The sequence below is a fragment of the Sinorhizobium glycinis genome (genome assembly GCF_001651865.1).
Taxonomy (GTDB): Bacteria; Pseudomonadota; Alphaproteobacteria; order Rhizobiales; family Rhizobiaceae; genus Sinorhizobium; species Sinorhizobium glycinis.
Window position 1 is genome coordinate 25,709 of the sequence record NZ_LPUX01000066.1, and the last position, 26,964, is coordinate 52,672.

At 62.0% G+C, this 26,964-nt stretch carries 25 protein-coding genes and 1 pseudogene; 7 read left to right on the forward strand and 19 right to left on the reverse strand.

The genetic code is table 11. The features are described from left to right. Positions 1-17: 17 nt before the first annotated feature. Positions 18-413 carry a hypothetical protein gene (locus AU381_RS30460; protein WP_014857688.1) on the reverse strand — a complete coding sequence of 132 codons (396 nt, stop codon included), beginning with the start codon at positions 411-413 and terminating at the stop codon, positions 18-20. Between the two features lie 359 nt (positions 414-772). Between AU381_RS30460 and AU381_RS24195 the strand changes: the two genes are divergently transcribed. Next, positions 773-1,081, forward strand: coding sequence for a WGR domain-containing protein (locus tag AU381_RS24195; protein ID WP_014857686.1), 309 nt, complete (start codon positions 773-775; stop codon positions 1,079-1,081). An 81-nt stretch (positions 1,082-1,162) separates the two neighbouring features. Here AU381_RS24195 and AU381_RS30375 read toward each other — a convergent pair whose 3' ends face one another. The 8 genes from AU381_RS30375 to AU381_RS24235 form a co-directional block, all read right to left on the reverse strand. Next, positions 1,163-1,330, reverse strand: a complete 168-nt coding sequence (locus AU381_RS30375) for a hypothetical protein (protein WP_015633560.1) — start codon at positions 1,328-1,330, stop codon at positions 1,163-1,165. Positions 1,331-1,664: 334 nt separating this feature from the next. Next, on the reverse strand, positions 1,665-1,988 hold the full coding sequence (locus AU381_RS24200) for a DUF736 domain-containing protein (protein ID WP_014857684.1): 324 nt from the start codon (positions 1,986-1,988) through the stop codon (positions 1,665-1,667). Positions 1,989-2,603: 615 nt separating this feature from the next. Beyond that, entirely contained in the window at positions 2,604-3,002 is a 399-nt protein-coding gene (locus AU381_RS24205) for a type II toxin-antitoxin system VapC family toxin (RefSeq protein WP_014857681.1), read from the reverse strand. Then, complete coding sequence (locus AU381_RS24210; protein ID WP_015633558.1) at positions 2,999-3,265, reverse strand: type II toxin-antitoxin system Phd/YefM family antitoxin; 267 nt, start codon at positions 3,263-3,265, stop codon at positions 2,999-3,001. Before AU381_RS24210 ends, AU381_RS24205 begins: the two co-directional genes overlap by 4 nt. Positions 3,266-3,349: 84 nt before the next feature. Continuing rightward, positions 3,350-4,291, reverse strand: coding sequence for a DUF2493 domain-containing protein (locus tag AU381_RS24215; RefSeq protein WP_015633557.1), 942 nt, complete (start codon positions 4,289-4,291; stop codon positions 3,350-3,352). A gap of 381 nt (positions 4,292-4,672) precedes the next feature. After that, positions 4,673-5,713, reverse strand: a complete 1,041-nt coding sequence (locus AU381_RS24225; protein ID WP_015633556.1) for a DUF7146 domain-containing protein — start codon at positions 5,711-5,713, stop codon at positions 4,673-4,675. Next, positions 5,710-10,146 carry a strawberry notch-like NTP hydrolase domain-containing protein gene (locus tag AU381_RS24230; RefSeq protein ID WP_014858018.1) on the reverse strand — a complete coding sequence of 1,479 codons (4,437 nt, stop codon included), beginning with the start codon at positions 10,144-10,146 and terminating at the stop codon, positions 5,710-5,712. Before AU381_RS24230 ends, AU381_RS24225 begins: the two co-directional genes overlap by 4 nt. 119 nt (positions 10,147-10,265) lie before the next feature. Next, a complete protein-coding gene (locus tag AU381_RS24235; RefSeq protein ID WP_014858017.1) occupies positions 10,266-10,580 on the reverse strand; it encodes a hypothetical protein in 315 nt (104 codons plus the stop codon). A gap of 501 nt (positions 10,581-11,081) precedes the next feature. Here AU381_RS24235 and AU381_RS24245 point away from each other — a divergent pair. The 3 genes from AU381_RS24245 (at position 11,082) to AU381_RS29910 (ending at position 13,562) form a co-directional block, all read left to right on the forward strand. Then, positions 11,082-11,762 carry a ZinT family metal-binding protein gene (locus AU381_RS24245; RefSeq protein WP_014858015.1) on the forward strand — a complete coding sequence of 227 codons (681 nt, stop codon included), beginning with the start codon at positions 11,082-11,084 and terminating at the stop codon, positions 11,760-11,762. Between the two features lie 305 nt (positions 11,763-12,067). Beyond that, positions 12,068-13,258 (forward strand): DUF1173 domain-containing protein, encoded by a 1,191-nt coding sequence (locus tag AU381_RS24250; protein WP_014858014.1) that lies wholly within the window; start codon positions 12,068-12,070, stop codon positions 13,256-13,258. Between the two features lie 94 nt (positions 13,259-13,352). After that, a complete protein-coding gene (locus AU381_RS29910) occupies positions 13,353-13,562 on the forward strand; it encodes a hypothetical protein (protein ID WP_037462502.1) in 210 nt (69 codons plus the stop codon). On the opposite strand, the gene AU381_RS24260 is transcribed toward AU381_RS29910, so the two are convergent. The 6 genes from AU381_RS24260 to AU381_RS24285 form a co-directional block, all read right to left on the reverse strand. Further along, positions 13,552-13,854, reverse strand: coding sequence for a hypothetical protein (locus AU381_RS24260; protein ID WP_014858012.1), 303 nt, complete (start codon positions 13,852-13,854; stop codon positions 13,552-13,554). The two genes, AU381_RS29910 and AU381_RS24260, sit on opposite strands and share 11 nt — an antisense overlap. A 123-nt stretch (positions 13,855-13,977) precedes the next feature. Beyond that, positions 13,978-14,262 (reverse strand): hypothetical protein, encoded by a 285-nt coding sequence (locus AU381_RS24265; protein ID WP_141322091.1) that lies wholly within the window; start codon positions 14,260-14,262, stop codon positions 13,978-13,980. Then, positions 14,223-14,954: a hypothetical protein gene (locus AU381_RS30845; protein WP_223843485.1), complete on the reverse strand. Its 732-nt coding sequence runs from the start codon at positions 14,952-14,954 to the stop codon at positions 14,223-14,225. The genes AU381_RS24265 and AU381_RS30845 overlap by 40 nt, the downstream gene beginning before the upstream one ends. 90 nt (positions 14,955-15,044) lie before the next feature. After that, on the reverse strand, positions 15,045-16,235 hold the full coding sequence (locus AU381_RS24275; protein WP_014858009.1) for a hypothetical protein: 1,191 nt from the start codon (positions 16,233-16,235) through the stop codon (positions 15,045-15,047). A 157-nt stretch (positions 16,236-16,392) separates the two neighbouring features. After that, on the reverse strand, positions 16,393-16,815 hold the full coding sequence (locus AU381_RS24280; protein WP_014858008.1) for an antirestriction protein: 423 nt from the start codon (positions 16,813-16,815) through the stop codon (positions 16,393-16,395). 208 nt (positions 16,816-17,023) lie between these two features. Further along, complete coding sequence (locus tag AU381_RS24285; protein ID WP_014858007.1) at positions 17,024-19,180, reverse strand: ParB/RepB/Spo0J family partition protein; 2,157 nt, start codon at positions 19,178-19,180, stop codon at positions 17,024-17,026. 1,006 nt (positions 19,181-20,186) lie between these two features. Here AU381_RS24285 and AU381_RS24290 point away from each other — a divergent pair. Continuing rightward, positions 20,187-20,393, forward strand: a complete 207-nt coding sequence (locus tag AU381_RS24290; RefSeq protein WP_015633553.1) for a hypothetical protein — start codon at positions 20,187-20,189, stop codon at positions 20,391-20,393. A gap of 88 nt (positions 20,394-20,481) precedes the next feature. Here the strand turns inward: AU381_RS24290 and AU381_RS24295 are convergent, their stop codons facing one another. Continuing rightward, positions 20,482-21,006 (reverse strand): helix-turn-helix domain-containing protein, encoded by a 525-nt coding sequence (locus AU381_RS24295; protein WP_015633552.1) that lies wholly within the window; start codon positions 21,004-21,006, stop codon positions 20,482-20,484. Between the two features lie 30 nt (positions 21,007-21,036). Here AU381_RS24295 and AU381_RS24300 point away from each other — a divergent pair, with 30 nt between their 5' ends. After that, positions 21,037-21,273: a VapC50 family PIN domain-containing toxin gene (locus AU381_RS24300; protein WP_015633551.1), complete on the forward strand. Its 237-nt coding sequence runs from the start codon at positions 21,037-21,039 to the stop codon at positions 21,271-21,273. A gap of 39 nt (positions 21,274-21,312) precedes the next feature. Here the strand turns inward: AU381_RS24300 and AU381_RS24305 are convergent, their stop codons facing one another. Both AU381_RS24305 and AU381_RS24310 read right to left on the reverse strand, forming a co-directional pair. Continuing rightward, positions 21,313-24,576 carry an error-prone DNA polymerase gene (locus AU381_RS24305; protein WP_014858003.1) on the reverse strand — a complete coding sequence of 1,088 codons (3,264 nt, stop codon included), beginning with the start codon at positions 24,574-24,576 and terminating at the stop codon, positions 21,313-21,315. After that, positions 24,576-25,028 (reverse strand): annotated as a pseudogene (locus AU381_RS24310) (DNA polymerase Y family protein); the annotation flags it as partial. The gene AU381_RS24305 and the pseudogene AU381_RS24310, both read right to left, overlap by 1 nt. On the opposite strand from AU381_RS24310, the gene AU381_RS24315 reads away from it, so the two are divergent. Then, entirely contained in the window at positions 24,991-26,133 is a 1,143-nt protein-coding gene (locus tag AU381_RS24315; protein ID WP_244520128.1) for a hypothetical protein, read from the forward strand. The pseudogene AU381_RS24310 and the gene AU381_RS24315 overlap by 38 nt on opposite strands. Positions 26,134-26,592: 459 nt before the next feature. Here the strand turns inward: AU381_RS24315 and AU381_RS24320 are convergent, their stop codons facing one another. Continuing rightward, a complete protein-coding gene (locus AU381_RS24320; protein ID WP_014857992.1) occupies positions 26,593-26,934 on the reverse strand; it encodes a DUF429 domain-containing protein in 342 nt (113 codons plus the stop codon). Positions 26,935-26,964 lie beyond the last annotated feature (30 nt).

Below are 26,964 nucleotides of genomic sequence, written 5' to 3' on the forward strand. Positions count from 1 at the left end.
TCACATTGGGAGAAGCCCTATCGATCGGAACGGCGATACCGGGCGAACGGGTCCTCCGCGCCAGGCGGCGTGAACCAGTCGAGGAAAATCGTATAGCCGATCGCAAAGGCAACGAGCCCGAGCGCCATCAGACCGAACGCCCAGAAGGGCATGCCGTTCGCCGCTTCGGGATGGGCGTAGACGACGATCGACATCGGCACCATGACGATCGCCGTGAGCATCATGAAACCTGTGAACGGGCGGAACATGCAAAGGATATAGAAGGCGAGATACCACGCGCTGTAAACCGCCGCCCTGACGACGCCGAAGGCGATCGCGAACGGAAGCCTGACGATGAACCGAAGCGCGCGGAAAGTTCCGCTTCGGATCGTCGCGCCGGTTTCGCGTTGAGCGCTTTGAGGCTCTATCGACATGACGGGCTCCTCGGCGAGAGACTGTCAGGTTCCTGAGAGTCTATTCGCACCGTGGGATCAAAGCAAGAACATGATCGATGTCATTCACGCAACCGACGGGGAGCGCAAAGGGTATTCCCTTTGCTATGAGGCGGCCGGTCGATCCGGCCGGATTATTCCGCGAGAGGGGGCGTGACCGGAGGCGGAGACCTTTTTGCGGGCTCCGTGAGCGAAGCGAATAGCACCCGGTCGGCCGTCGGCCGGCTCGCCCAAACAACGATCTTCAGCCTCGACGATCGATCACGAAAATGAATCGGAGGAGGCCGACCGATTCATAAGTGTCGTTGGACGCGAAAGCCGGGACGGGCGATTCTTACGCCATGCTCACTCAGCCCTATCAGCTCTACATCGAACGCACGGATGCGACGAAAAACATGGCGCGCTTCTACGCGCTCGCGATCGAACCGACGCTGTTCGGTACGCCCTGCCTCACGCGGCGTTGGGGACGCATCGGGACAGTCGGACAGGCCATGGTGCATCACTTCGACAAGGAAGAGGATGCTGTCCGCTTGTTCCTCGATCTGCTGCGGACCAAACGGGCGCGCGGCTATCGACCGAACACACGTGTTCGGCGTGAACACATGGCCCGCGGGTTGCCCGCGGCGAGCGTACCGGATCCCTACCGGTGATCACTGGTACGAAGCGGAGCCCCGGGTCGACGCGCCGGTCGATCCGGCGTGCCGGCCCAGGCGCGAGGGCAAACGCCCCCCTCAGAAGGGCGGAGCGGCGTCGATGGCGCCCTCCTGTTCGGCGATCGCCGCCGCCAGTTCGGCCCCAGCCAGTTCCAGCTCCACTTCGATCTGGCGGCGTTCGGCGGGGTCCGCGTTCCTGAGCTCGGCGCGCAGTTCTTCAACCTGAATTTCGAGTGCAATCGTCATCGTCGTCATCTCCTTGGATAGTGTGAAAGATGACGCCCGGGGTCGTGAGGATCGGGCCGGGTCAAGGATCGCGTGAGCGACCGCCGGAGGCGGCGAGCGGAGGAACCGATTTTCTGACGGTGCCCTTCAGGGCACCGGCTGAAAATTGGAGGGGCCGCGATGTCCTTGAGGCGGCGCGATGCTCACGGCAGACTTGGCTATCTGAGCAGACAGGCTTTCCTCTCATGTGGCACGGCAGGAGGAGCAAAAGCGGGCTCGATGCCCGTTTTTGCTCCCGATGCTGCGCGAAACGATGAAGCCGGCCCCGATTGCTCGGGGCCGCTCGCTTGGCTCGTCAGTTCGGATTGTTCCAGAGGATCACCTTCTTGCTCGGATCGCCGCCGGGTGCCGGTGCCAGGTTGCCGAAGATCACGCCGATCTCGGGGGCCTCCAGCTTCACCGAGAGGTATTCCTCGCCGGTCTGGCGGGCGATGCGGTTCCAACCCGCGCCGATCTCGAAGCCGGTCTTGCGGTGGATGACGCGGTAATCGGGGGCTTCTTCGCTCGACTTGCTTGCGTTCGGGACGATGGCGATCGGGGCGTTGACCCGGATGGTGGCGAAGACGCCTTCGAGGATGCCGTCGGTCTTCTGCGTCAGGGTTGCGATCGTGGTGGCCATGGTACTGTCTCCTTCGGTTGCTCGGGACCATTCCCGATGGCGCGCGAAGAGACGGCCGACCTGCTGCGGTCAGCTCGGCCGAAATTTTTGCAAAATTCTATTTTCCGCCGAGAGAAAAGAACCGAAATCGAATTTTGCAAAAATTTCGGCCGAGTCTTACCCCTTTAGGGGTTGGCCGCAAAAGCAGGCGGTCGTCTATACGAGCGACATAAAACGGGAATGGTTCGGGGCAACTGAAGGACGCGACAAACCATCATAGCCGCCCGGCCCAGCGCTGCGGGGTATCGGCCGCGCATCCCTTGAACGTTTTGCCTCCAAGCCAGTCAATCGGGTACCCTCGCCCGCTCCCAACTACAGCAGGCACACGTCCCCTGTCGATATCATCCCTTTGTTGATCCGAGAGGTGGACACGGGGACGGTATGCCGCCTGCAGACCGTGCGGCAATACCGGGTGAAGCTGATCGCGTGGGCATCAGATGAGTGATCTTTCCCCCACTCGTCCGTCCGCGCCCGGCCATCTGAGCCGTCGGTGTTCGCCAGGCACATCGCCACGGGCAAGCGCGCCATCCGAGCGATCGGAGCCGGCTTGGTCAGCGGAACCAAGCCCGTCGGAGATCACGAGACAACTGGATCCGAGCAAGTGACGAACGGAATGCCATAGAGTGCGACATTCTGATCCTGGGAAACGAAATGCGCTCCCTCCGCCATGGCCTGCGCCACGAGAAGATGATCGAAGGGATCGCGGTGATGAAGCGGAAGAGCCGTAAGAGCGATAAGATGCGCATTTGTAATATCCAGCCGGTCGAATCCCTGACCCGGCAAGATCGCAAGAATCTCTTCTATATCGGCATCAAGTTTGCCAATCCGCAGCTTCACGGTGATTTCCCAAAGGGAGACGGCACTGACGAGGACGTCGTTCTCAGGATCGCCGATAAGGCCTCGCGCATGATTCCCCAGCTTCTCGTCGTCGTTCAGCCACCACAACAAGGCATGCGTATCGAGCAGCAGCCTCACGTCCCATCTTCCATGGACTTTAGAACATCCTCCGGCAGGCTGTCGAAGTCATCGGCAACTTTGATCTTTCCGCGCAATGCACCTGGTTTCCGTATGACGACGTCTGACGACGGCGGTCCGATTTCCGCAACGACCTTATGATGGGACGTCAGGACGAACCTCTGCCCGTCTTCGACCTGCTTGAGGAAGGACGTCAGGTTGCCGCGAAATTCCCGCACGCCGACGCGGCGGGGAGTTGATGTCTGCTGCCGGGATTGAGGCATGGCGAGGCTCCGTTTCAGTGGGAAATGTGTACACAATTTTCAAGAAATGCAAGCATCGCCTTAGCCATGTGGGGAAATGGCGCCTTAAGCGCCATCCCCCGCAGCCTGCCAGACCGGGATGCCGAGTCGGCGAGCTTTGTCAGCGAGATTGCCGGTGATGCCGGAGCCGGGGAAGATGATGACGCCTGATGGCATGACCGACACCATGTCGTCGTTGCGGCGGAAAGGTGCCGCCTTGGCGTGCTTCGTCCAGTTCGGCTTGAAGGCGATCTGCGTCACCTTTCGCGCCTCGGCCCAGCAGGCGGCGATACGTTCGGCTCCCTTCGGCGAGCCGCCATGCAACAGCACCATATCGGGATATTTGGCGAGAGCCTGATCGAGTTTCGCCCAGATCCGTTCGTGATCGTTGTAATCGATGCCGCCGCCGAAGGCGATCTTGGTGCCGGCCGGGATCAGCACCTCGGTCTCGGCGCGGCGGCGGGCGGACAGGAAATCTCTGGAGTCGATCATCGCCGCGGTCATATTGGCATGGCTGACCTTCGAGCCGGTGCGCGGGCGCCATGCCGATCCGGTCTGGGCTTCGAAGAGATCGGCGGCATAGTCACGCATGAACTCGAAGGCATTGCGGCGCTCGAGGAGCGTGATCCCCTCGGCGATGTGACGCTCGAGCTCGACGCTTTTCACCTCCGAGCCGTCCTGCTCGCTCTGTCCGCTTCGCTGCGCATCCTCATTGCGCTGAAGCTCGCGCTGAATGCGCTCGCCGGCGCGGTGGAAGAGGTTGACCGTCGACCAGAGCAGATCTTCGAGATCGGGCTCCAACCGCGTGTCGCCGAGCATCTCGAACATGGCGTCGAACATCGCGGCCAGCGCCGACTGGACCACTGGCTCCTCGGGCAACGGCCGCGGGTCTGGTTCGTCATGGAAGGGGCGATGGCCATAGATCTGCATCTCGTAGATGAAGCGGTCGGTCGGGGAAGAGGCGTGGTGGGGTTCGAAGGCGTCGTCGATGGGAAGGGACAGGTTCATGATGGTCTCCGTCGGTTTGGGCCGCGCCTCTCGCGGCCTGACGGCGATCCCTTCCATGCGGCGGGCAGACCGGAACCGCGGCGTGCCTCACGCCGCGGCCCAGCGAAGCGCCGGGCGGCTGAGGGAGGGTTTCTTGGCCCGCGAGGAGCGCCGGCTTCAGCATCGGCCCGAAAAGTGGGAACCGGTTTTCGGAACAGCCGATGCGCCAAGGAAGTGCCGGCGCGGGGAAGAAACCCGACCGACCCGCTGAAGGCCCGACAGCCGTCTGGTAAGGGTCGCCTCTCGGCAGGCCCGCGGGCGCGCGCCTACCCGAACGGCGACCAGCATGGACCGGCCTTCCCTGCCACGGCGCGCCCTCTCCCGCCTTTCCGTCCAGCAGCATCAGGTGGGCAGGAAGGCCTGGGCATCTTCCGGCGCGAGCTGGGCTCTCAGATGCCCAGTGAGCCGGTCGGGTCCGAGCCGGCGCAGATCCTCGTTGAAGTCGCCGAGTTCGGGGGTGAGCACGAGCGGCAGGATCCCGAGCGCCTGCGCGCGGCGGCTCAATCCCTCGATGCCATGCCGGCCGGCCGCATCGGCATCGGCAGCGATGTAGAGCCGCTGACAACCATGGGGCAGCCGAAAGGCGGAAAGGTGATTGGCGGTCAGCGTCGCGGCCATCGGCATGCCCGGCATCACGTGCGCGAGCGACAAGATGCTTTCGAGCCCTTCGCCCGCGACTATCACCGGCACGGGCGCATTACCGGGAAAACGGAAGCGCACGGCATTTCCGAGCAGCCCGCCGAGCGCGCGGCGGGGATCGTTCACCTTCGCCTTTCCGTCGCCCCCCGGATCGAGCCAGGTGCGATGCACACCGGTGATCGCGCCTGAGGGATCGGTCACGGCTGCGATCAGCGCCGGATAGCTCAACGTCCTGCCGGTCACGAGGTCCCGGTAAAAGCACGAGGGATGGAAACGGAGCGCCTGGTGCTGAGCTGCCCGCAGGATGCCCCGCTGGCGCAAATAGCTGTCGGCCAGTGAACGGCCAAGCGGCTTCGTCATCCGGAACAAGCGTCTTGCGCGTTCGCCTGCCGGTCTATCGACCGGCGGATCGGTGTGGGCGTCGCCCCTGCGGGACGACGCCGGATGGGGAAGGCTTAGGAAACGCCGCACCTCGTCTGCGACATCACGGAAGTCCACCAACCCGCAGGTTTCTCGAACGAGGTCGAGCAGATCGCCATATTGAGAGGTTGCTGCATCTGTCCACCGCCCAGCACGCGGGCCGGAGAGATGGACATAGAGCGACTTGCCCTTGCTGTTGGCGACGTCGCCGACAATCCAGTAGTTGCCGGCCCGATGGCCGGCGGAGAGGTAATGACGGCAGACCGCCTCGGCGTCGCGCGCGAGACGATCGGCCAATTGAGAAGCGGACAGCATGGCGATCATACCGGTCCAGTGACATCGACGATCGGATGCCGTTCGATGAGGCGAGCGACGATCGCCGATCCTTCCTCGGACGTCGGAATGAAGAACCTGAGCTTCCAGGCGATCATCTCTGAGAACAGACCCACGGATTTGAGCCTGTCCCGCATCCCGTCGGTGAAGCCATTGAGTTCGACACGATAGTCGTTCATCACCCGAACCCGGCGCAACGTCATATCCCCTGCGAGGGCAACGACCGAGGAGCCGCCGAGAAGCGATTGCCAGACCTGGTCGGCGTTGATGACCTCCGTCTGATCGAGCCCGAAATTCCGGCAAAGTCGGGAAAGGCCCTCCGAAGAGATCAAGCGGCCGACGATCCGCTCGCCCTCGTCGGTCTCCAGACGATAGACGCGGCAGAAATCCTGCGGCAGCAATTTCCAGATCGGCAATAGTAGACCGGAGACGACATGCATGGTCGTGATGGAAAACTCCGGGAGATTGGCCACTTCGGCATCCCATGCGGCTGAGAAGATCTGCTCGTCCGCTTCCTCCCAGTTCGTTTCTTCGAGCTGGCGCACCTCAAACCGGATTTCGTCCATCGGCCGGATGAGCGCGACGCGCGGCTGGACTGAACCGTCATCAAGCATGACCGAGCGGGTCGGAACCTGCACGGCCGGGCGGCCGGACTTGCCGTTGACCATCAGCTTGACACGTGGGTCACGGCCCACAAGTTTCAGGGCGTCGGCCAGCAGCAGCGGCGTATTGCGATCCATGCGCTCGATCGTCAGCAGATGCGACTGCGCGCCTGTGACCGGGTGGGTATAGACGAGTTGCCTAGCCTTCACCGTCATACGGTCCGCTGTCAGCGTCTCCAGCCCCTTGTCATAGACACCGGCGGCGATTGCGCCCTCGATCCGGGCAGCCAGCAACTGTTCGAAGGCGTCGAACAACAGGTTCTGCATAGCAACCGTCAGCGCCAGCATGCGGTTGAGGAAGGTGTGGATCGGCGGCAGTTCGTCCTTGAGACCACCTTCCTCGGCGGTCAATGAAAGGCCCGTAATCGTCTCGAATTTTTCCAGCGAGCAGCCATCGATCCCGCTACGGTGGATGAGCTTGTAGAACTGCCTGAGCGCGTCGCGGGCGTACTGGGATTCAAGATTGTCCTCGCTCCTGAACATCCCCTGCCCGCCGGTCTGGCGCTGACCCCGGGTAATCGCGCCGAGTGTGTCGAGGCGCCGCGCAATCGTTGACAGGAAGCGGCGTTCCGCCTTGACGTTGGTGGCGATCATGCGGAAGCGCGGCGGCTGTGCCTGGTTGGTGCGATGACTGCGCCCGAGACCCTGGATCGCCACATCGGCCCGCCAGCCGGCTTCAAGAAGATTGTGCAGACGCAGGCGTTGGTTCTTCGCGCCGAGATCAGCATGATAGGAGCGTCCCGTGCCGCCGGCTTCGCTGAAGATCAGGATCGGCTTTTCGTCATCCATGAAGGCGCGGGTCTCGTCGAGATTGGCGCTGCCCGGCCGACTTTCGACGGCGAAGCGGGCGATCGAGCCGCCGTCGTCGCGGCGGACAATCCGGCGCGTGCGCCCGGTGATCTCGGCAACGCGATCCGTCCCAAAATGCTGGACGATCTGGTCCAGCGCGGTCGGGATCGCCGGCAGGCTGCCGAGCCGTTCGAGCAACGCGTCACGGCGCACGACTGCTTCGCGGCACAGGACCGGGTTGCCCGCGGCGTCATAGACCGGCCGCGACAGGAGGTTGCCTTCGGCGTCGGAATATTCCTCGAAGAGCTGGGTCGGGAAGGAATGGTTGAGATATTCCGCGACGATCTCGCGCGGCGTGACGTCGACCTGAACGTCGCCCCACTCTTCGGTCGGGATCTCGGCGAGCCGGCGCTCGGTGAGCGATTGGCCGGTGGAGATGATCTGGACGATCGCCGCGTGGCCCTCCTCCACATCTTTGTCGATCGCGTTGATCAAGGCCGGTGTCTTCATCGAGGTCAAGAGGTGATTGAAGAAGCGCTGCTTCGAGCTCTCGAAGGCGGACCGGGCGGCGGCTTTGGCGTTTTTATTGAGCGTTCCCTTGCTGCTGATAATACCGGAGGCTTCGAGCGCTTCGTTGAGATTGTTGTGGATGATCTGGAAGGCCTCGGCATAGGAATCGTAGATGCGGACCTGTTCCTTGGTCAGTTCATGTTCGAGGATGTCATATTCCACACCTTCGAACGACAAGGACCTTGATGCGTAGAGCCCCATCGCCTTGAGGTCGCGGGCAAGCACTTCCATCGTCGCAACTCCGCCGTCTTCGATCGCAGCGATGAATTCGGATCGGGTCGAGAAAGGAAAGTCGGCGCTGCCCCAGAGGCCGAGGCGTTCGGCATAGGCGAGTGACTCAACCTCGGACGCACCGGTTGCGGAGACATAGACGACGCGGGCATCGGGCAGAGCGCGCTGCAGGCGCAGACCGGCGCGGCCCTGTTGCGAGGCGGCCTTTTCGCCACGCTCGGACTTGCCGCCGGCGGCATTCGCCATAGCGTGGCCTTCATCGAAGATGATGACGCCGTCGAAATCGTTTCCCAGCCAATCGACGATCTGCTGGACGCGCGATTGCTTGCCTTCGCGCTCGTCGGTGCGCAGCGTGGCAAACGTCACGAAGAGGATGCCCTCCTCGAGCTTGATCGCCTCCCCCTGCCGGAAGCGCGACAGCGGTGTGACCAGCAGCTTCTCCTGACCGAGCGCGCTCCAGTCGCGCTGTGCATCCTCGATCAGGGTTTCGGACTTCGAAATCCACAAATGGCGACGACGGCCCTGAAGCCAGTTATCCAATATGATGCCAGCAGCCTGGCGGCCTTTGCCGGCACCCGTGCCATCGCCCAGAAACCAGCCACGGCGAAAGCGAACAGCACCTTCGGTCTCGGGCGTGACAGCCTTGAGATTGTCGAAGCTGGCATCAACGGACCAGTGGCCGGCGAGATAGCCGGAATGAGCCTCGCCGGCATAGATCACGCTTTCAAGCTGGGCGTCGGACAGATCGCCATCGGTGATGATGCGCTTCGGCAGGTGCGGCCGATAGCTCGGCTTGGGCGGCGCGACCGATGCCATGGCGACGGATTCGACCAGTTTGTCCGGGTGGGGCTTTGCGTCCGGGATATGGATCGCCTGCAAGCGATAGGGTTCGTAGATGCCGTCGGCGACGTCGACGCGGGTGTTCGGCGCTGCATCGCGCAGTTCGTAGTCGAGCTCGACAACCTCGTCGTCGATACGGAGGGGCGGCGGGGATGTCGGTTGCTGTGCACGAACAGCCGGAGTTGTCCGACTTGCCGGAGCGATCACCGCTGCGGGACGGAAGGTGTCGGCGGCCTTGCGGGCGGCCATTTTCGCTGCGCAGGCGCGTACGATTCCATTGGAAAGCGCGCCGATCGAGTTGGGCGCGGTCGAGGGCGAGCGGGGCGGAAGGCCCGATATCCATGAAAGTAATGTTTCCAGATCGGGAGCGACACCGTGCGAGGCGATGAGGCTCTTGGGATCGGCGGCGGCGATCTTGTCGATCACCGTCAGCCGCGTCTCCATCGTCGTGCCGTGCCGGGCATAGACAGAGCCATCGATCGCGGCGCTGAACAGAACCGTGCCGCGCTCTTGCAGGCGGACGAAGGCGTCGTGCCATTTGGGATTGTCGGGTGAAAGGCTGGAACCGGTGATCGCCACTAGCCGGCCGCCAGGGGCAAGCCGCGCGAAGGCGGAGGCAAGATGACGCCATGCGGCGTCGGCCATGCGCCCTTCGACATGAACGCCGGCAGAAAACGGCGGGTTCATCAAGACGACCGTCGGACGAACCGAACGGTCGAGATAGTCATCGATGTGGGCGGCGTCGTGTTGCGACACCACCGAGCCTAAGAAGAGTTGCTCCAGCAGACCGTGGCGAACCGGCGCATATTCGTTGAGAGAAAGGCGCGCATGCGCGAGTTCGCCGAAGATCGCCATGAGGCCGGTTCCGGCAGACGGTTCGAGCACGGTATCGTCCGCCTTGAGGCCTGCGGCGTGGGCCGCGATAAGGCCAAGCGGCAGTGGGGTGGAAAACTGCTGGAGCTGCTGGCTTTCCTCGGAGCGGCGCGTATGGGTCGGAATGAGCGACGCGACCTTGGTCAGCATCGCCAGCGCCGCCTTGGGCACGTTCGTGCGAGCGGAAATCGCCGCGCCGAACTTGCGCAGAAACAGGACCTGCGCGACCTCGGTCGCTTCATAGGCGTCTTTCCATGCCCAGAAACCTTCGGCGTCGGAACCGCCGAAAGTGTCCGTGAGGATGGCGCGCAAATCGGCTGCGCCGATGGACTGCCCGCGTTCGAGAAACGGCAAAAGCTGATGGCCGGCGAGGAGAATTTTTCCTGCACGGCCGGCACGGTCGGCGGGAGCGAGCGACGTAGCGGCCGCGTTCGCGGCGCGGGAAGAGGTCACGTTCATGGGAAATCCTGTCGAGAGCCGGAAAGACCGGCCCGCCCGGACGCTCTCCAAACCCCGGCAGGCCGCCCCTTTCCCGCCCCTCTCTCCCTCCCGGGCGGACGGCGGCCAGCGCCCGGCTTTCAGCCGGGTGCGAGCTTCAGGTTGCCGAAGGCCGCAATGCCGGCGACCGACATCTCATGCAGAACGGCCTTGCCACCAGCGGCAATCCAGTCTGCGGCCTCCTCTGCGCTAAGCTGATGCACGTGAACAGAATGGCGCTCGGCAGTCGCGCGCTGTCGCTCGAAGGCTTCCTGATCCTCGAAGGCGTAGAGCGTGTCTCCCGGGCCGTCCCAATAGACGAGGGCAAAGCGGACAGGCCGTACGACCTCTGAGCGGAAGTTCAGAAAGACCGGCGCGGCGGCCGAGCGGGGGCGGTCGATTGCAGGCATGGTCATGATGCTCTCCTGAAAACGCGGCAAGGCCCGGCGCTCCGTTCGGAGCACCGGACCTGGTTGGAAACAGAAACGTGGAATCGACAGCGTTCGGCCCCGACGGGTCAGGGCGGGCCGGAGGCGACGCCGTCGGTAAGAACCTCGCCGGTGTGGCTTCGAGGAGCTTCAGGGCGGCCGTCGACAGCGACGTACTCGATCGTGAGGTGAGGGAACCCCTTGCCGTCCGGCGCCACATGGTCGTTCGGGCCTTCAACTCCGATGACGATCCCAGGGACCCGGGACGGGACGAGGCTCTCTCCCTCGCTCGCTTTGGTGGGCCCTCCCCCAATGCGGCCCTCCTCTCACCCCTCCGGGCGGCGCGTCCGACCGCAATGGATCGCGGCACCGCCAGGCCGAATGGCTCTTGCGTAGCCCCCGGAAGCAGGTTAATCGACGTGTTGTAATGTTATTACATACCAAATCGCCGGACACGATCCGAACCGGATAACCGAAAGGCTCCAAAGAATGCAGAAGACCATCAAAAAACTCGGCTACGCACTCAGTGTTTCCTCAGCGCTTCTTTTCGCGGGACAGGCTCTTTCCGAGGGGACGTCGGGCGCCCAAACATCATCCGGGCACGATCACGCCCAGAGCCATTCCCATGATGCGAAAGGATCCGTGTACGAAGGGTATTTCGAGGACGATCAGGTAAAGCCGCGCGCGCTTTCGGACTGGGAAGGCGATTGGCAGTCCGTCTATCCCTATCTGGTCGATGGCACGCTGGACCCGGTCTTGGCGGACAAGGCAAAGCACGGCGACAAGAGCGCCGGCGAATATCGCGCCTATTACGACGCTGGATATAAAACCGGCATCGATCGGATCGCCATCGAGGGCAGCAACGTCACGTTCTTCCGCGGAAAAGAGTCTATCAGCGGAAACTATGAAACGGACGGCCATGAAATCCTCACCTACAAGAAGGGCAATCGGGGTGTCCGCTACGTCTTCAAGAAGACCGGTGGTGATGGTACCGCTCCGCAGTTCATCCAGTTCAGTGACCACATCATCACGCCCGAGAAGGCGGGCCATTACCACCTCTATTGGGGCAATGACCGTGCCGCCCTGCTGAAGGAAGTCACCAACTGGCCGACCTACTATCCGTCACACCTGAACGGCAAACAGATCGTCGACGAAATGCTAGCTCATTGAACCTACCCGAAACGTCGGCTGACGGGCTGGAGTGCCCAGATGCCTGAGTTCCCCGGCGCGGGCGAGGAACCGATCCTGATCGGCCTCGCCACGCCGAACGCGGACCGGGGAAGTCGTCATCGACGACGCCGTTCACCCCGCCCATTGGTTCCAACCAAGCTGCGTTCCCCCGGCGCGCGCCGACGGCAGTCTCCGCGACCGTCGCGACCAGAGCCCGAAGGGCGCACGGGTTTTTACTGTCTGTTTTTTGATAGTAAGATGGACGCTACCCGTGTACGTTCGGCCGGAGCAAGAGGAGAACCAAGGTGCGTAACTTCACGATCGGCGATCAGACAGTGGGAGAATCCTCGCCGGAGTTTCGGGCGCTGCTTCCGCACGCCTACGAGCAAAGGCTTCGCCCGATGTGCATGTGCAAGGAGCCCCCGGTTGCGATGTATATCGCGCGCCTGGAGGATCAGTATCTCATCAAACGCATGCCGCTTTCGGGGCGCGACCACGATCCTGCGTGCCCCTCCTATGAGCCTCCCTACGAGCTATCCGGCCTCGGCCCCCTGATCGGCAATGCGATCCGGATCGATGCCGGCGGCAAGGCAGACCTGAAGCTCGATTTTTCCCTGACAAAACGCGGGCCACGATCGGCGCCCGGCGCACCGGCTGAAGCAGCGGAGCCGGGCATACGCAGCGAGCCCAAGAAACTGTCGCTCAGGGCGATGCTGCATTATCTCTGGGAGGCCGGCGAACTGACGGAATGGCGCTCGACGTGGACGGGCCGGCGCGGCTGGGGCCGGGTGCGCACGAGCCTCATCAATGCCGCCTCGCAGATGACCGCAAGGGGCGGTCCGTTGAGCGACATGCTCTTCGTTCCTGAGGTGTTTCATCCGGACGACAAGGACGGGATCGCTGCCCGGCGCGCCGCCGCACTCAAGAGCATACAGGCGACAGGTTCGGGACTGCGAAAACTCATGATGATCGTGGCCGAGGTGAAGGAGTTTTCCGCAGCCCGCGAGGGGCACAAGATAGTCGTACGGCACCTGCCCTTCCCGCTGATGATCGAGAATGGCGCATGGAGGCGACTCGCAGCGCGCTATGAGACCGAACTGGAACTGTGGCACTCGAGCGAGGCATTGCATCTGATCGTCATCGCCACCTTCGGCGTCTCGACCGCCGGCATCGCGTCGGTCGAGGAGGTCGCCCTGATGGTGGTCAACGAGCATTGGCTGCCGTTCGAGGACATCCACGAGCTACGGCTCTTGGAAAAGCTCAGCCACCTCAAGCGAAAGAGCGTCAAGGGCCTGCGTTTCAACCTACCTCGCGACGCGCCGATCGTATCGGCGACATTGCCGGAACAGAAGCCCGCCCCTGTCGCGATGTTCATCATCCCGGCAAGCGCCGGAGATGAATACGAGCAGGCACTCACCAATATGATCGACGCGAGACCGGAGATTGTGCCTTGGGTCTGGAGGGTGGCCGAGGGCGAGATGCCGCGACTTCCTTGATACGGGAACACGGAGCTGCGGGGCGTTGACAGGGCGAGACGAATAAGAACACCTGCGGCATTGACACCTATCCGTCTTTTTCAATCGGACCATCGTGAAGCCTGAAAAGAAACCGTTCGTCGTCGAGATCAAAAATCGGCGTCGCCTGTCCCGAAAAGAACATTCGATCTGGGGAAAAATCGACCTGAAAGCCGCTGGCGATCAGGTCGACGCCGAGCAGACAGCCGGTGAGAGTGATTTGGCAATGTCCATGCGGCCGTCCGAGGCTGCGACGGATCAGAACGCCACCGACATCAGCGCCTGATCGCATCGTAGACCAGCTTCGGTACCACCCATCCGTTCACGTAGAAATATCGCTTCGCCCGGAGACGCGCGATATAGGCGTCTTGCTCCTTGTGGGAGGCAAGACGGTTGAAGTGTGTCCGGGAATAATCGATCATTCCATTCCCTTCAGTCAGTTCCAACGGACCTTCCGCGGCCAAGGCTTGGATGTGGGATTGGAGCGTTCTGACAACGCCGTCGTAGCGGTACTTCTTAGCCAGGGCGGCCTTCAGCCGGCCCGACTGCATCGGAGAGAGTCCATCGGTGGTGAACATCAGGTATCTCCTCGATTCTCGGCGCGCGAACGATTCCGGGGAACTGACCTCGGCCAACGTCTCGGCGCATCTGGGTGGTTGCAAGCGATTAGCTCGGGCCGGCAGCTTCGCCTGGCCGGAAAATCACAGGCGCCGGAAAGTGTTGCGCGTAATGACATCCTGCCGTCGGCGCTTCACCGTCGCGATCACGTCTTGAAGGAAATCGTCCGGCTCCCCGTTGCGGTAAGGCCCGCTCTCCGACCAGACCAGCGTGTCCACCATTGCCGGGATGAAGTGGAAGTCGAACGTGAGGCCATCTCGCTCCAGGACGCCGGAAAGGTCGGCATACGCGTCGAGCGCAAGGGGCACGATCTCTGCGGCGCGGGATCTCATGGCCTGCCATCCGACCGCGTCCCAGACCTTGGACATCTGGACGATCCTGTCCGAGACGGGCCGGCGACCCTCGTGCAGCCCCCGGAAATACAGCATGGCTTCCCATATACAGAGAGCAGCCCGACCTCTCTTGCGGTGAACAGACGATCTGCATCGTCGCCGGCAGGAGCACGCAGACCGTCACTCGGCGCGAGCGACGATAGGGAAAGCTCGAGGGCCCGATCCTGCTGCCGGAAACGGGCCAACAAATCCTCGCTGCTGGTATGATGGATAGCCTTGGCGGTGATCAGCGAAACGCTGGCGCCGAAGGTTTCCGGGCGTTGCGAGGGGTGGTTCGTCCACTGGATCACCACCACTTCGCGCAGCCTCACTGACCGCGCCACGATGGCCTGCACCACGAACTGCCACGGGAATTCGCTCAAGTCGATGTCGACTGACGCTTCCGTATCGACGTTGCCGGACAGGGCTGGCAGAAGGGCTATGATGCGGCTGGCAATGAAGATGTTGAGCGCACTGTCGACGTGTGGCGCCGATGCGCGAAAGGCTTCGATTAGTTCGTGTCGCGTCACGCGGATCGGATTTGTCGCTCCGAAATCGGTGAACAGGACAAGGCCCGCTTCTGTTTCGCTGCATTCGAGCATATTGGTCAGAACCAGCATTTCGAGCGGTGTGATGTCGGCCAATGGGATGGGCGGGTGGCAGATGATCCTGGCTTCGATATTGGTCATGGCATTGCCTTTCGGTGAAATGCGAAAAGCCCGGCGCAATGGCCGGGCGATGAAAGGGATGGATGAGAGGCGCGAGCGAAGAATCCGCAGTCAGGCTGCGCTTTCCAGTAGCTTCCTCGCCTTGCCCTCCAGTTCGAGCCGCGTGTCCTGATGGGCTTTTCCGCGGGCAAGTGCCGTGATGCCCTGGACAAAATCGAAGATGCTCTCCGGTGGCCTCCCTTCTTCGGAAAGCACCGTCTCGATGATCTTGCCGGTTTCGGCCTTGGAGAAGCCGCGCTTGCGGAGGAAATCCGAGCGATCCTCGTCATTTCGCGCAACGACCCGTTCACGTGCGGCGCGAATGCCGGCGATGAAGGGCGCGGGCGAGGAATTGGCGAAGTTCGTCAACGCCGGGGCGGCTTCATGGGCAAAACGTTGCGCCGCGAACTTCGAGTGCCGGATGGTAATTTCCTCGAAATTTTCGGTGCCCCACAAATTGCGATTGGCACAAACCGCCCGCAGATAGAACGATGCTATGCCGAGTGTCTTGGACCCGACTTCGGAGTTCCAGGCATAGAACCCGCGGAAGTAGAGATCCGGCTCACCGTTCGGCAGGCGACCAGCCTCGATCGGATGCATGTCGTCGACGAGGAACAGAAACACATCGCGGTCGCTGGCATAGAGCGTGGTCGTATCTTTGGTGATATCGACGAACGGATTGTGGGTCATGGTTGACCAATCGAGCACGCCCGGTACCTTCCAGATCGTGTCGCCGGTTCCGTTGCCGGCGATGCTCATCACGGCGGCGACCAGATCTTTATCCCAGATGCGGCCGTATTCGGGGCCAGTCATCGCCCGCAGCTCGACGCGGCCGTCATCCATCTCCAGTGTTTTGACCAGTTCGGAGTTGTGGTTGAGGAGCCCGTGCTGAAGATTGATCGCGGCCAGCGGCGCAGGCAGTTGCCGCATATAGCTCGCAGGCGCTCCGACCAGGCTGCAAAGCTGACCGTAGCTCCAATGCGTCGGTGCAATCGGCTCACGCCCGCCGGGAACAATCAAGGCAAGACGCTCGGCATTGTCACGGGTGGCTTCCACGCGGACCTCCACGCTTTCAACCGTTCGAACACGGGCGCGATCGGTTCTGGCGCTGACCGCGCGATGAAGATCGGAGAGCGACAGATAGCGCTCATCGTCGGGACGCGAGAACCATTCGGATGAGACGCGGCCGATGCGTTCGCCGCGGGAAATATCGACCTTGAAGCCGGACGAGACCGGCCGCGGGCTGGAAATCATGGTGTTCATGCTCAAATCTCCTGAAACGAAGAAGCCCGGCTGATCGCTTTCGCGACAACCGGGCTGGTGGGGTGGATGAAGATGGCTCGCCGCCGAAGCGCCTGTCCGACGCGGCAAGCAGGCGGGACGCTCGGGTGCGCCACCCGAGAGCGGCGCGTATTGGATCTCAATCGATCGCCTGGAATATCTCGGCAGCTTCCGGATGGTCGGCCGAATAGGCGTAGAGACGGCCGTAGCCTTCAGAGAGATGTTCGGACTGATACTTGAAGGAGAGATGGGAGAAGGCGAACAGCGTGGCGATGATGCCGGCGGCCTCGGCGGACACCTCCCCCTGAAATCCGGTAATGTCGCCGATGATCCGAAACCGCGATCTGGATGTCGGAGCGAGAAACAGCGGCTTGCCCTCGTATTCGTAGAAATCCCAGAAGCCGCCGCCATAATCGAGCGGGCTCAGCCGCTCCATCAAGCTATAGACTGCGTTCTCGGCGACGATCATGAGTGAACGACCGAACAGGGTCGGCAGGAATTCCTGACGACGCGCTTCGGGGACGATGGTGGCGCTTTGGGGCGCAATCACGGGTGTCGACATCGATTTACTCTCCAGAGAGGCGACAGGGTTCAGGCCGGACAACCCCCTCTCCATCGCCCGGCCTCAACCCTCCCTGGCCCCTCTCTTCCCTCTCCTGCCGATCCCAGCCGCCCCTTCCCGGCGAGACTGCTCTGTCTCCAACGTTCAGAAATCAGAAAGGCCCGACACAGTGGCCGGGCCTCCAATTGAGCAATGGGTTTGGGAACGATTATTCCGCTGCTTCGAGGCGCTCGCCGTCATGCTCCGCACGATCGACGGATGCCTCTTCGGCATCGGCGCCTTCCGTCAGGAAGGCCGGCAGTTCGACGTGAGCACTTTCCACGGCATTGTCATCGATAATCCCGTCCGCATCCGCCACGGGGGCAGCAGCGGCCTCGGCCGGGATCTCGTCGACCGGGAGCCGCAGCACTTCAGGGAGCCATCCGCTTCCTTCCAGCAGCCGGGCGGCCTCACGCGCCATGTCGGGCTTCTTGAGGTGATCGATGAGTTGCGCCGACTGTTCGCCCTTCGCCTCGCGAACGGCTTGCAGGATATGTGCCTTCGTGACGAGCCCGAGATAGTTGTCTACCGTCGGCGTCCAGCCTGCCTCGACCATGCTGAAGCCGATCGAGTGGGCAAGCTGCTTCGCATGGGCGACTTCCCTCGAGCGCCGGTTCCAGGCTTGGATCGTGGCGTTCAGCGACAGGGAGACGCAATGGGCAAAGAGCGCCATGCGGCTGGCCTCGTCGAGAGCGATCAGATAGTCCCAGACTTCGTCGGCATTGCCGGGAAGATCATGGCCCCAGGACTCCTGCCGCTGTTCGATCTCCTTCGCCCAGACCGTATCGCCGAGCCCCTGCGTCTGGCTGAACGCGGTCTGCTGCGCGGTGATCTCCAGGCACGAGTCCGACCCGTATCTGTAGAAGGTTTTCAGGACGAACACATGCAGGGCCGCGACAAAGGCCATCACCGGATCATTGGCAAGCGCGTTGCGAAGCGCGACAGTACGGGCGGCCGTCAGATCCTCGATGATGCGGTCGGAGAGCGGACGAATCTTCCCGTCATCTTCCTCCGGTTCCTCGATACCCACAGGCTTGCCGTTAATCGAGACCCCGCCTGTTGCAGGAGCAGCAACGACATCGTCACCGCTTTTGCCGTTGTCGTCGCGATCATCGACATCACTGCCGGCCGTCTCGACGACAGGTTCATCTTCGGGCCGGACGAACCCCCGTTCGATCTTCAACTCACCATTGACGGCAAGCGAGATGAAGGCGCCACCGCGGGCGACTTCTTCGGGATCGAAGACATAAGGCCGATCGTTCAGGGCATCCAACGCGTTGCCGAGTTCCTCAAGCCGGGCTTCGGTTTCCTCGGAATAGTCTTCCGCCGCGGCATATTCGGCATCGCGCCTGTCATATTCCGCCTTTAGAGCGTCATGGCGTGCAAGCTCCTCCTCGGTGTACTCCACCCGTTCACCGTAGAAGCGGCGGAGGCCGGAGGTGTGGCCATAATGAAAGTCAAAGGCGGCATTGACCCATTTCCAGCCCTCTTCGGTCTTCAGCGCTTCGGCGTCGGCGGCCAGTTTCTCGAGCACGAGCTGTTCGAGCAGCGCTGGGTCCTGCAGCCACCCGCCATTATCCTGCTCGAACAGGTCGCGCATAACGACACCGCCGGCAGCCTCATAGGCGTCGATGCCGACATAGACGGCGCGTCGATCGGATGCCCGAACCGCGGTTTCGGTCAGCATCCGGCGGATATAGTAGGCGTCCTGATTATGGGACCGCGAGATCGTGTCCCAAACCTGCTCCTGCCGGAGGTGGTCATTGGTGATCGAAAATGCCATGACCTGGCCGAGCTTCATCTCGTCATTGGCATAGAGCTCGAGCAGGCGGGGCGAGACGGCGGCCAGCCGCAGGCGCTGCTTCACCGTCGCTACCGAAATGTGGAAGCGGGCGGCAATCTCTTCCTCGTCGAGCCCCTGCTCGCGCAGCGCCATCATACCGCGAAACTCGTCCAGCGGATGTAGATCGAGGCGCTTGACGTTCTCGGCAAGTGAATCCTCGACTTCGAGAGTTTCGCCTTTGCTGACGATGCAGGGAATTCCGGCGGTTTTGGACAGCTTCTTCTGGTTGACCAGCAATTCCAGCGCGCGGTAGCGACGGCCGCCCGCCGGAATACGATAGATGCCGGTCTCTTTGCCGTCTGCATCGACTTCGGCGCGAACATTGAGGCTGGTCAGAAGTCCGCGATGGGCAATGTCTTCGGCGAGCTCCTCGATCGATACGCCCGCCTTGGTCTTGCGCACGTTCTGCTGGCTGAGAACGAGCTTGTTGAAGGGTATGTCGCGCCCGGCGTTGAGGGTGATTTTCTGGTTGGCCTGTGCCATATCGTTTCTCCGTAGCGGGCTGGCCGGAGCCTCTCTCCGACAACCGCAACCCACCGCGAACGCCCCTTCCCCCTCTCCCTCCTTGCCGGTCCGCAACCTTCACCGTTCCCGAATGGCACCCGCCTCATTGCAAACCGCAGATGACTATCTTCCGCCCCGCCACCGCCATTCCCTATCCTACTCGCGGCCATCGGTCCCAGGGAGTCCGTAGAAGAAGTCAGGGGTATTCGCGCGGGCGGACGAAGAGATTCCAGGACAGGTTCAACGGGATGTCATAGATTCGGGTCGGAGCAGTACGCGCTGCTTTGGGGCGTCGAAACCCTGCTAGCGGTTGGTGCCACCCGAAAGGCGGAATTCTCGACACCCGGGGGCGGCGTGATTACGGCCGTTCAGCGAAAAATCACCGCGGGCGACACCCTCGGCCGCTGCAACCACTTCGCCGTCCCGACCGCGTTTCAACACGTCGACGCCCGTCCGGCCATCCAATCAAGCTTTGCGATGGAGACCTTGAGTTCGCACCCGCGAAAACGCATAGCTGCACTGCACAATAAGTGATAGCCGATCGCACAATCTATGGGCATAGTGCCTATAGCTGATGCAGATTGATGGCTTCTCCTCCCAGTGCCATCGCGTCGGCTGTTCCCCTCTGAAGGTTTAGGTACCTTCACACTTCAACGGGCCTCGGTTTTTCCGGCGGCCCGATTTTTTTATGCACTTTGGCTCAAAGCGTGTCCTGAACCGTCAGAGGTCAGTTCAATCCCAATCGTTGAGCGTCCCAGGAAAGAACCGGAGGAAAGGCGGCGGCCTATTTATGGGAGAACGAGGTGACAGGATAAATTGACTCTGCCGTCTTCGAGCGATGGAGCGGACCGCCTCTTTCACAAAAAACAGACCGCACTGCTGCGTCATTCGTTTACCCGAGCTCATTGTCAAAACGACCCGACGGCCTCCATTATCCGCCGAATTCGCTATAAGGCATGCACTCGACCAAATCAGGGGAGAATTCATGGAAACCGTGGAAATCACTGGCCGCAGCGACTTTGCTCTGTGGGCGATCCAGCGCGCGCAGGAAATCGTGACGGCCCAAGGTGCTGCCTTTGCAATGGCGGCGCGTGACATGAACGAAGAGGCCCTAGTGGAAACCGCGGCCGCGCTTGGCAAGGCCATCAGTGACGCCATGCTCGAAGTTTTCGATGGCTTGATAGGTGAGTGAAGGGCGTGAGGGGGAAAGCGATGCGTCCGTCGCACTGCCGAAGTTTCGATACAAGCTTTGGTGAGTAACGGCTGACAGAGTACAGTATTCACGCTCGAGGTGAGCGACGCTTGGTTTCGAGCTCGTATCCGCCGACGTCCTCGCTCAGCGACGCCAACCGATCGAGTGCCGACGCCCGCTTAGCATCTCGAGCGGCCTTGAATGCCGCAACATCCGTAGCCCGCAAGCGCCGGTGACTGCCCACCTTTTCCGCAGCAAGCTCGCCGGTATCGACCAATCGGACGAGATATTGCCTGGAAACGTTGAGAATGTCCGCTGCGGCCTGCGTCGACAGCATCTCTTCGTCAGGTAGCACCGTCACCGCTCGTCCCTCGGCGAGGAGTTCGGCGGCCCGATACATGACCTCGGCTAAGGCATTAGGAAGTTCCTGGCGCTCGCCATCCACATCAATAACCTGAACGATGCCTTGGCGCTTCTTCGAGTTGGCCAGCAATAGCGATGCGACGCGCGCAGCAGCCGACCTCTCGGGTGCCGGAATGGCATTCGAGGTTTTGGTGGAATTTTTATCCGGCGATGTGCGATGTGATACGGCCATGCCGACAATATGACGCATAAACGCTAAGCGGTCGAAGCTACGGTCATCGTGACGTCGAACATCCGCGATTTCGGCAACCTTCCCGATGGCATTGTTGCCCTGACTCCTGATGAATTCCTTTCGCAAATCTTCGCGAAAAATCCAACGGAGGTACTCGAGGCGATCACAGTTCAAGCGGCTGCGTACCGGCGACCAGCGCTGACCATACGGGAACTGATCGAAAGACTTGCGCTCACGTCACCTGGTTTCGCCGAGCAGGCGCTCGAAGCTCTTGATGACCGCTGATCTTAGTTTGTGACGACCAGGAGCCGGCGCGCCGGCGCTCTACTGGAAATTCCGGCTCTTGATCTTCAGTGTATCGATATGAAGATCCGGTGTGAACATATCCCTCGCCCGAACTCCCGGGACCGGTCGCTCGCGGGAATCGGGGCTCCCGGGAGAACCATGGGCGAATTCGTCGCCGCGGCCGGTCGGCGGCCGGAATGTGCCGTCGCGCTCGGCAAGGCTCGACAGATCAGTCGAGAGATCGAAGAGCTGCTGGGCGACCAGGTGCACCACGTCCCCTTCCCGCTGGATCCTGCCGTTGATTGCCATCATGCTGGCGCCGAGGACTGTCCGGCGCGACCGCTCGAAGAGCTTCGGCCAGACGACGACGTTTGCCACACCGGTCTCGTCCTCGATGGTGATGAACATCACGCCCTTTGCCGACCCTGGTCGCTGTCGCACCAGCACCAGCCCGGCCGCCATCAGCCATTGCCCGTCGCGCGCCGTCATCGCTTCGGCGCAGGTGACGATCCGACGCTTGGCAAGGTCGCTCCGCAGGAAACTCAAGGGATGATGCCGGAGCGTCAGCCCGATATGGCTGTAGTCCTCGACGACGTTGTGGCCTTCGGTCATCTGCCTGAGCTTGACTTCCGGCTCCTGCTGCTCGGCAATTGCCCGAGCCTCCCGTTCGGCCGCCGCCGTGAACAGCGGAAGCGGTTCGTCGCGCAGCGCCTTGATTGCCCAGAGCGCATCACGTCGCTCGAGTCGCAATGACGGCCGGAAGCCATCGGCTTCGGCGAGCTCGACGAGCGAGGCGACCGGCACGCCGCATCGCCGCCACATGTCGTCGACCGATGCGAAGGGCTCGTCAGCACGCGCGACGACGATGCGCGCCGCGTCGGCAATCGCCAGACCGCGCACCAGACGCATGCCGAGCCGGACTGCATGCCCATCACTGCCTGCAATCGGCTCGAGCGTGCAATCCCATCGCGACCGATTGATGCAGACGGGACGGACCTCAACGCCGTGCTTCCTCGCGTCGGCGACGATCTGCGCGGGAGCGTAAAAGCCCATCGGCTGCGAGTTCAGAAGCGCCGCACAGAAGACATCCGGAAAATGGCATTTCACGTAGTTGGAGGCGTAAGCGATCATCGCGAAGGACGCGGCATGGCTCTCGGGGAAGCCGTAGGAGCCGAAGCCTTCTAGCTGCGAAAATGTCTTCTCGGCGAACTCCGGCGAGTAGCCGTTCTTGATCATTCCCGAGACGAGCTTGTCCTTGAAGCGTGAAACGCCGCCCGTGAACTTGAAGGTCGCCATGGATTTCCGGAGTTGGTCGGCTTCGCCGCCCGTGAACCCCGCACAGACCATCGCCACCTTCATTGCCGACTCCTGAAACAGTGGCACGCCCAGCGTCTTATGGAGGACCGCCTCCAATTCGGGTGTCGGGTACTCGACCTTCTCCTTGCCCTCGCGCCGGCGCAGATACGGATGGACCATGTCGCCCTGGATCGGGCCGGGGCGGACGATCGCCACCTGGATGACGAGATCGTAGAAGGTTCTGGGTTTCATGCGGGGCAGCATGGACATCTGGGCGCGGGATTCGATCTGGAAGGTGCCGAGCGTGTCAGCCTTGCGGATCATCGCGTAGGTCGCCGGGTCCTCCTGGGGGATGGTCGCAAGGTCGAGATCCTCATGCTTGTGCTCGTAGATCAGGGCGAAAGCCTTGGCCATGCAGGTCAGCATACCGAGCGCCAGCACGTCGACCTTCATCATTTTGAGCGCTTCGACGTCATCCTTGTCCCATTCGATCACCTGCCGGTCGACCATGGTCGCCGGCTCGATCGGCACGAGATGATCCAACCGGTCGTGGGTCAGGACGAAACCGCCGGGATGCTGGCCAAGATGGCGTGGCGCGCCCATCAGCTGCTGGGCAAGTCGTAGAGTCAAGGCGAGCCGCCGGTCCTCCGGATTGAGGCCGAGGTCGCGGACCTGGCGCTCGCCGACCGTTTCCGACCAGGACCAGATGCCGGACGACAGCGCCTTGATCAGATCCTCCGGCAAACCCAGCGCCTTGCCGACATCGCGGATGGCGCCCTTGGCACGATAGCGCGTGACGGTCGAGCAGAGCGCCGCCTTGTCGTGGCCGTAGGTCTTGTAGATCCACTGGATCACCTCCTCGCGCCTCTCGTGCTCGAAATCGACATCGATATCGGGCGGCTCGTCGCGTTCCTGGGAGACAAAGCGCTCGAACAGGAGATCGTTGGTGTCGGGGTCGATCGAGGTGACGCCGAGCACATAGCAGACGGCGGAATTGGCGGCCGATCCCCTGCCCTGGCATAAAATGCCCTGCGATCGGGCATAGCGGATGATCGAGAAGACGGTCAGGAAGTAGGGCGCATATTTCATCGTCTCGATCAGAGCGAGCTCGTGGCGTATCGTCTTCTCGACATTCGCAGGAAGCCCTTCGGGATAACGTGTCTTGACGCCCTCCCAGGTGTAGTGCTCAAGCGACTGCTGCGCCGTCATCCCCGGGATCAGCGCCTCCTCGGGGTACTGATAGACCAGCTCTTCGAGCGAAAACCTGCAGCGCTCGACGATCTCCATCGTCCGCGCCAGCGCTTCCGGGTAACCAGGAAAAAGTCGAGCCATTTCCTCCGGCGGCTTCAGATAACGGTCGGCATGCCGCTCGCGCTCAAAGCCGACGTCGTCGACGGTGGTTCTGGTGCGGATGCAGGTGACGACATCCTGCAGCTGCCGGCGGCCGGGTTCATGAAACAGCACATCATTGGTCACGACCGTCTTTACCCGGTGCTTAACGGCAAGGTTCGACAGCTGGTGCAGTCGCAGCTGATCGTTGGGGCGGCGGCGCAGGCAGAGCGAGACATAGGCGCGATCGCCAAAGACCTCGGCCATCTTCCTGAGCTGCACGGCGCAGACGTCGTCCGGCATGTCCGGCACCAGGATGCCGATCAGACCTTCGGCATAGAGCGCCACGTCGTCCAGATGCAGCACGCACTTTGCCTTCCCGCCCCGGCCCTTGCCCAAGGTCAACAGCCTTGTCAGCCGCGAATAAGCGGCACGATCGGTCGGATAGACGAGAATCGACATGCCGTCGGCCAAATCAAGCCGACAGCCGACAATCAGCCTGAGTCCCGTCGCGCGCGAGGCTTCCAGCGCCCGCACGATGCCTGCCAGGCTGTTGCGGTCGACAATGCCGAGCGCTTCAATGCCCATCAGTTTTGCGGTCGCAAACAGCTCCTCCGCCGAGCTCGCGCCGCGGAGGAACGAGAAATGCGTGGTGACTTGCAGTTCGGCATAGCGCATCAGGCAAACATCCCGTGCAGGAACCACTTATGCGATCCTGTTTCCGCGTCGACGCCGTCGCCGGCTCGGAAAATCCAGAAGCGTTCACCGACATCATCCTCAACGACGAAGTAGTCGCGGACCGCAACCCATTCGGAGCTGCGTTTCCACCACTCGCCAAAGATCCGTTCCGGTCCGTCGGCGCGCTTCACTCGCCGCCGCTTGCCACGCCAGGTGAACGAGACGGGCGGATGGTCCGGCAGAAGCGCGATCACTTCGATCGGTTCGGGACGCGCCAGAAGGCGCGGCGGCCTCGGCCAGTTGAGCGGCCAGGTGGCGCCGTCTTCCGCCGCCGTCGGCGCGATCCGCTGAACGCTGCGCTCGGGGACGTCGCTTGCGACCGGCGCCACGCGGAAACTCCGCTGTCCGCCGCGATTGCCGAGTACATCGATCAGCGGCGTCACGTCGGTTAACCAACGCCTCTCCGTCGCTGAATACATCGAGTGGATCACCGAACTGAACGGAAGGCTTGGCGGCGGCGGCGGGATAGCAGCGTCGCAACTCGACATCATTCAGCACGCGCGCACCTTGCGGCAGCTGCCGGAGCACATCATTGCCGCCGGCTGGCACAAGCAAGCTTATCGCCTAGCGCCGCGTGTCCGGTGGAGAGCGGGAGCCGCCGCACCTTGGACCTATAGGATCGTCACCGATCTCGAACTCGCCAATTTCCAGGTGAACGGAGGGCGTTCCACCATGACCTTCGATGTCGTCTCGGATACCTTCAGCGGAAGCATTTCCTTCAACCTTGGTGGGGGAGCCTTGTTCACAAAGGCCGGGGCAAGCGATGTCGAAATTGTCACAGGTTATGACGAGTGGACGGACCTGGCGTCGTGGCTATCCCATCATCCTCCAGTCTTTTACGCGGCCGATAAGTCGTCATTCATTGGTGTCAATCTTATTGCTGCAGCAGCCGATGTCGTCACACAGCTTCGCGACGGCGATGCCGACGCTCTCGCGTGGGACAACTGCAAGATTGACATGGAGTTCGGGCCAGACCAGCCTGATGGACGGCTGACTGTCCATCAGGGGCTGGAGCGGCACCTGTGCGCATCGGACGATCTCATTGCGCTCGTTTATGACCACCGCAGCGGGGAAGCAGCTGACTATATCGCGTTCGTGCAAAACCCGGACGGCTCCCTTATTGTCAGGCTCTATCACTGCAAAGGCGCGGGCGGCGCACCCTCTGGCCGGCGCGTCGGCGATGTGTATGAAGTGTCCGGCCAGATGCTGAAATCAATCGCCTTCTGCGATGCCGCGGTGCTTACTCAGCACGTTGAACATCGCATCAATCCGGGTCATCACCGCAACCCTTCACGTTTTGTGAAAGGTGATTTCAACGCCATGAAGCGGGCGCTTGAGACCACCCCGCCGACGGGACTGACGTTTGAAATCTTCGGCGTGCAGCCAGGGATATCGAGGGCAGCCGTGGATGCACACCTCGCCGACTTGATGGTTTATGGATTGGACTACGCTCAGCGCGGCGGAGCCGCCAAGGCTCAACGGCTGACCAGCGCCTAAGGTACTTGCCATGTTCGGTGTGACGATCGGCGCTCACCTCTTAGATCGGCATTATCTGCCGCGCATCCGGGTGATTGCAGTTGAAAGGAATCGAACCAGCAACCAACCTCCTGGACCTAGATGCATGGAAACATCGGAAGGTCGAGACAGTACCAGCCTGGGTACTCACCGCGACGCGCCGTACAGGTGGCTACCGGCGAGACCCGCCTTCCCGATCAGCAATCGCCTTGACGACCTCAAAGTCCATCGCGGCACGCCGTTCGATACGGGCGACTTCGCTCGCACCTTTGGCCCAATGTCAGTATTCGCCAAGTTTGCCTTGAGCACGTCTGCGGAGCGCCATTCGTTGCGCCTCGTAACGAGCGCCAAACGGATCCGATGCAGCTAGCTGCTTCGCATCCTCTTGCCATCGGCGAAGGATTGCACGCCGGTGTTCGATCCATCGCCGCAAGAATCCGATCATGACTGACACCGCCGCGACGCGAGAAGCTCTGACCGGGGTATCCAGATCGCCGAAGTGTCGTCACCGAATGGCACGGCGATTCCCTCGAAGACGCATATCCCGACCCACGCGCAGATGACGGCGTCGAGCATATCCTCAAAGGCTTTCAGCTGCCACGGCGCCGCGTCAAACGGCGGCAGCACCAGTCTTTCCGAAACGCCCTGTACCTCCCCGTCGAGGGAGGTGACGATCGACCGCCAGGTTTCGAAGAGTCTGTTGCGCCGACTGGCAGGGGTTTCCGTTGGCCAGTAATTGCGGGTCTTACCCTGCTTGTAAGGCAGCCGCTTTTCGGCACGCATCAGTTCGACCAGGGCTGGATGCGGGTAGAC

Bases quoted from the DNA above. Each gene is read 5' to 3' on its own strand.
- AU381_RS30845 (WP_223843485.1), bottom strand. From the start codon at position 14,954: ATGACCAATATCGAAGCCAGGATCATCTGCCACCCGCCCATCCCATTG.
- AU381_RS24280 (WP_014858008.1), bottom strand. From the start codon at position 16,815: ATGTCGACACCCGTGATTGCGCCCCAAAGCGCCACCATCGTCCCCGAA.
- AU381_RS24320 (WP_014857992.1), bottom strand. From the start codon at position 26,934: ATGCGTGCCGAAAAGCGGCTGCCTTACAAGCAGGGTAAGACCCGCAAT.
- AU381_RS24215 (WP_015633557.1), bottom strand. From the start codon at position 4,291: ATGAACCTGTCCCTTCCCATCGACGACGCCTTCGAACCCCACCACGCC.
- AU381_RS30375 (WP_015633560.1), bottom strand. From the start codon at position 1,330: ATGACGATTGCACTCGAAATTCAGGTTGAAGAACTGCGCGCCGAGCTC.
- AU381_RS24200 (WP_014857684.1), bottom strand. From the start codon at position 1,988: ATGGCCACCACGATCGCAACCCTGACGCAGAAGACCGACGGCATCCTC.
- AU381_RS24230 (WP_014858018.1), bottom strand. From the start codon at position 10,146: ATGAACGTGACCTCTTCCCGCGCCGCGAACGCGGCCGCTACGTCGCTC.
- AU381_RS24265 (WP_141322091.1), bottom strand. From the start codon at position 14,262: ATGTCCAAGGTCTGGGACGCGGTCGGATGGCAGGCCATGAGATCCCGC.
- AU381_RS30460 (WP_014857688.1), bottom strand. From the start codon at position 413: ATGTCGATAGAGCCTCAAAGCGCTCAACGCGAAACCGGCGCGACGATC.
- AU381_RS24295 (WP_015633552.1), bottom strand. From the start codon at position 21,006: ATGCGTCATATTGTCGGCATGGCCGTATCACATCGCACATCGCCGGAT.
- AU381_RS24275 (WP_014858009.1), bottom strand. From the start codon at position 16,235: ATGAACACCATGATTTCCAGCCCGCGGCCGGTCTCGTCCGGCTTCAAG.
- AU381_RS24235 (WP_014858017.1), bottom strand. From the start codon at position 10,580: ATGACCATGCCTGCAATCGACCGCCCCCGCTCGGCCGCCGCGCCGGTC.
- AU381_RS24195 (WP_014857686.1), top strand. From the start codon at position 773: ATGCTCACTCAGCCCTATCAGCTCTACATCGAACGCACGGATGCGACG.
- AU381_RS24260 (WP_014858012.1), bottom strand. From the start codon at position 13,854: ATGTTCACCACCGATGGACTCTCTCCGATGCAGTCGGGCCGGCTGAAG.
- AU381_RS24245 (WP_014858015.1), top strand. From the start codon at position 11,082: ATGCAGAAGACCATCAAAAAACTCGGCTACGCACTCAGTGTTTCCTCA.
- AU381_RS24290 (WP_015633553.1), top strand. From the start codon at position 20,187: ATGGAAACCGTGGAAATCACTGGCCGCAGCGACTTTGCTCTGTGGGCG.
- AU381_RS24305 (WP_014858003.1), bottom strand. From the start codon at position 24,576: ATGCGCTATGCCGAACTGCAAGTCACCACGCATTTCTCGTTCCTCCGC.
- AU381_RS24225 (WP_015633556.1), bottom strand. From the start codon at position 5,713: ATGATCGCCATGCTGTCCGCTTCTCAATTGGCCGATCGTCTCGCGCGC.
- AU381_RS24210 (WP_015633558.1), bottom strand. From the start codon at position 3,265: ATGCCTCAATCCCGGCAGCAGACATCAACTCCCCGCCGCGTCGGCGTG.
- AU381_RS24285 (WP_014858007.1), bottom strand. From the start codon at position 19,180: ATGGCACAGGCCAACCAGAAAATCACCCTCAACGCCGGGCGCGACATA.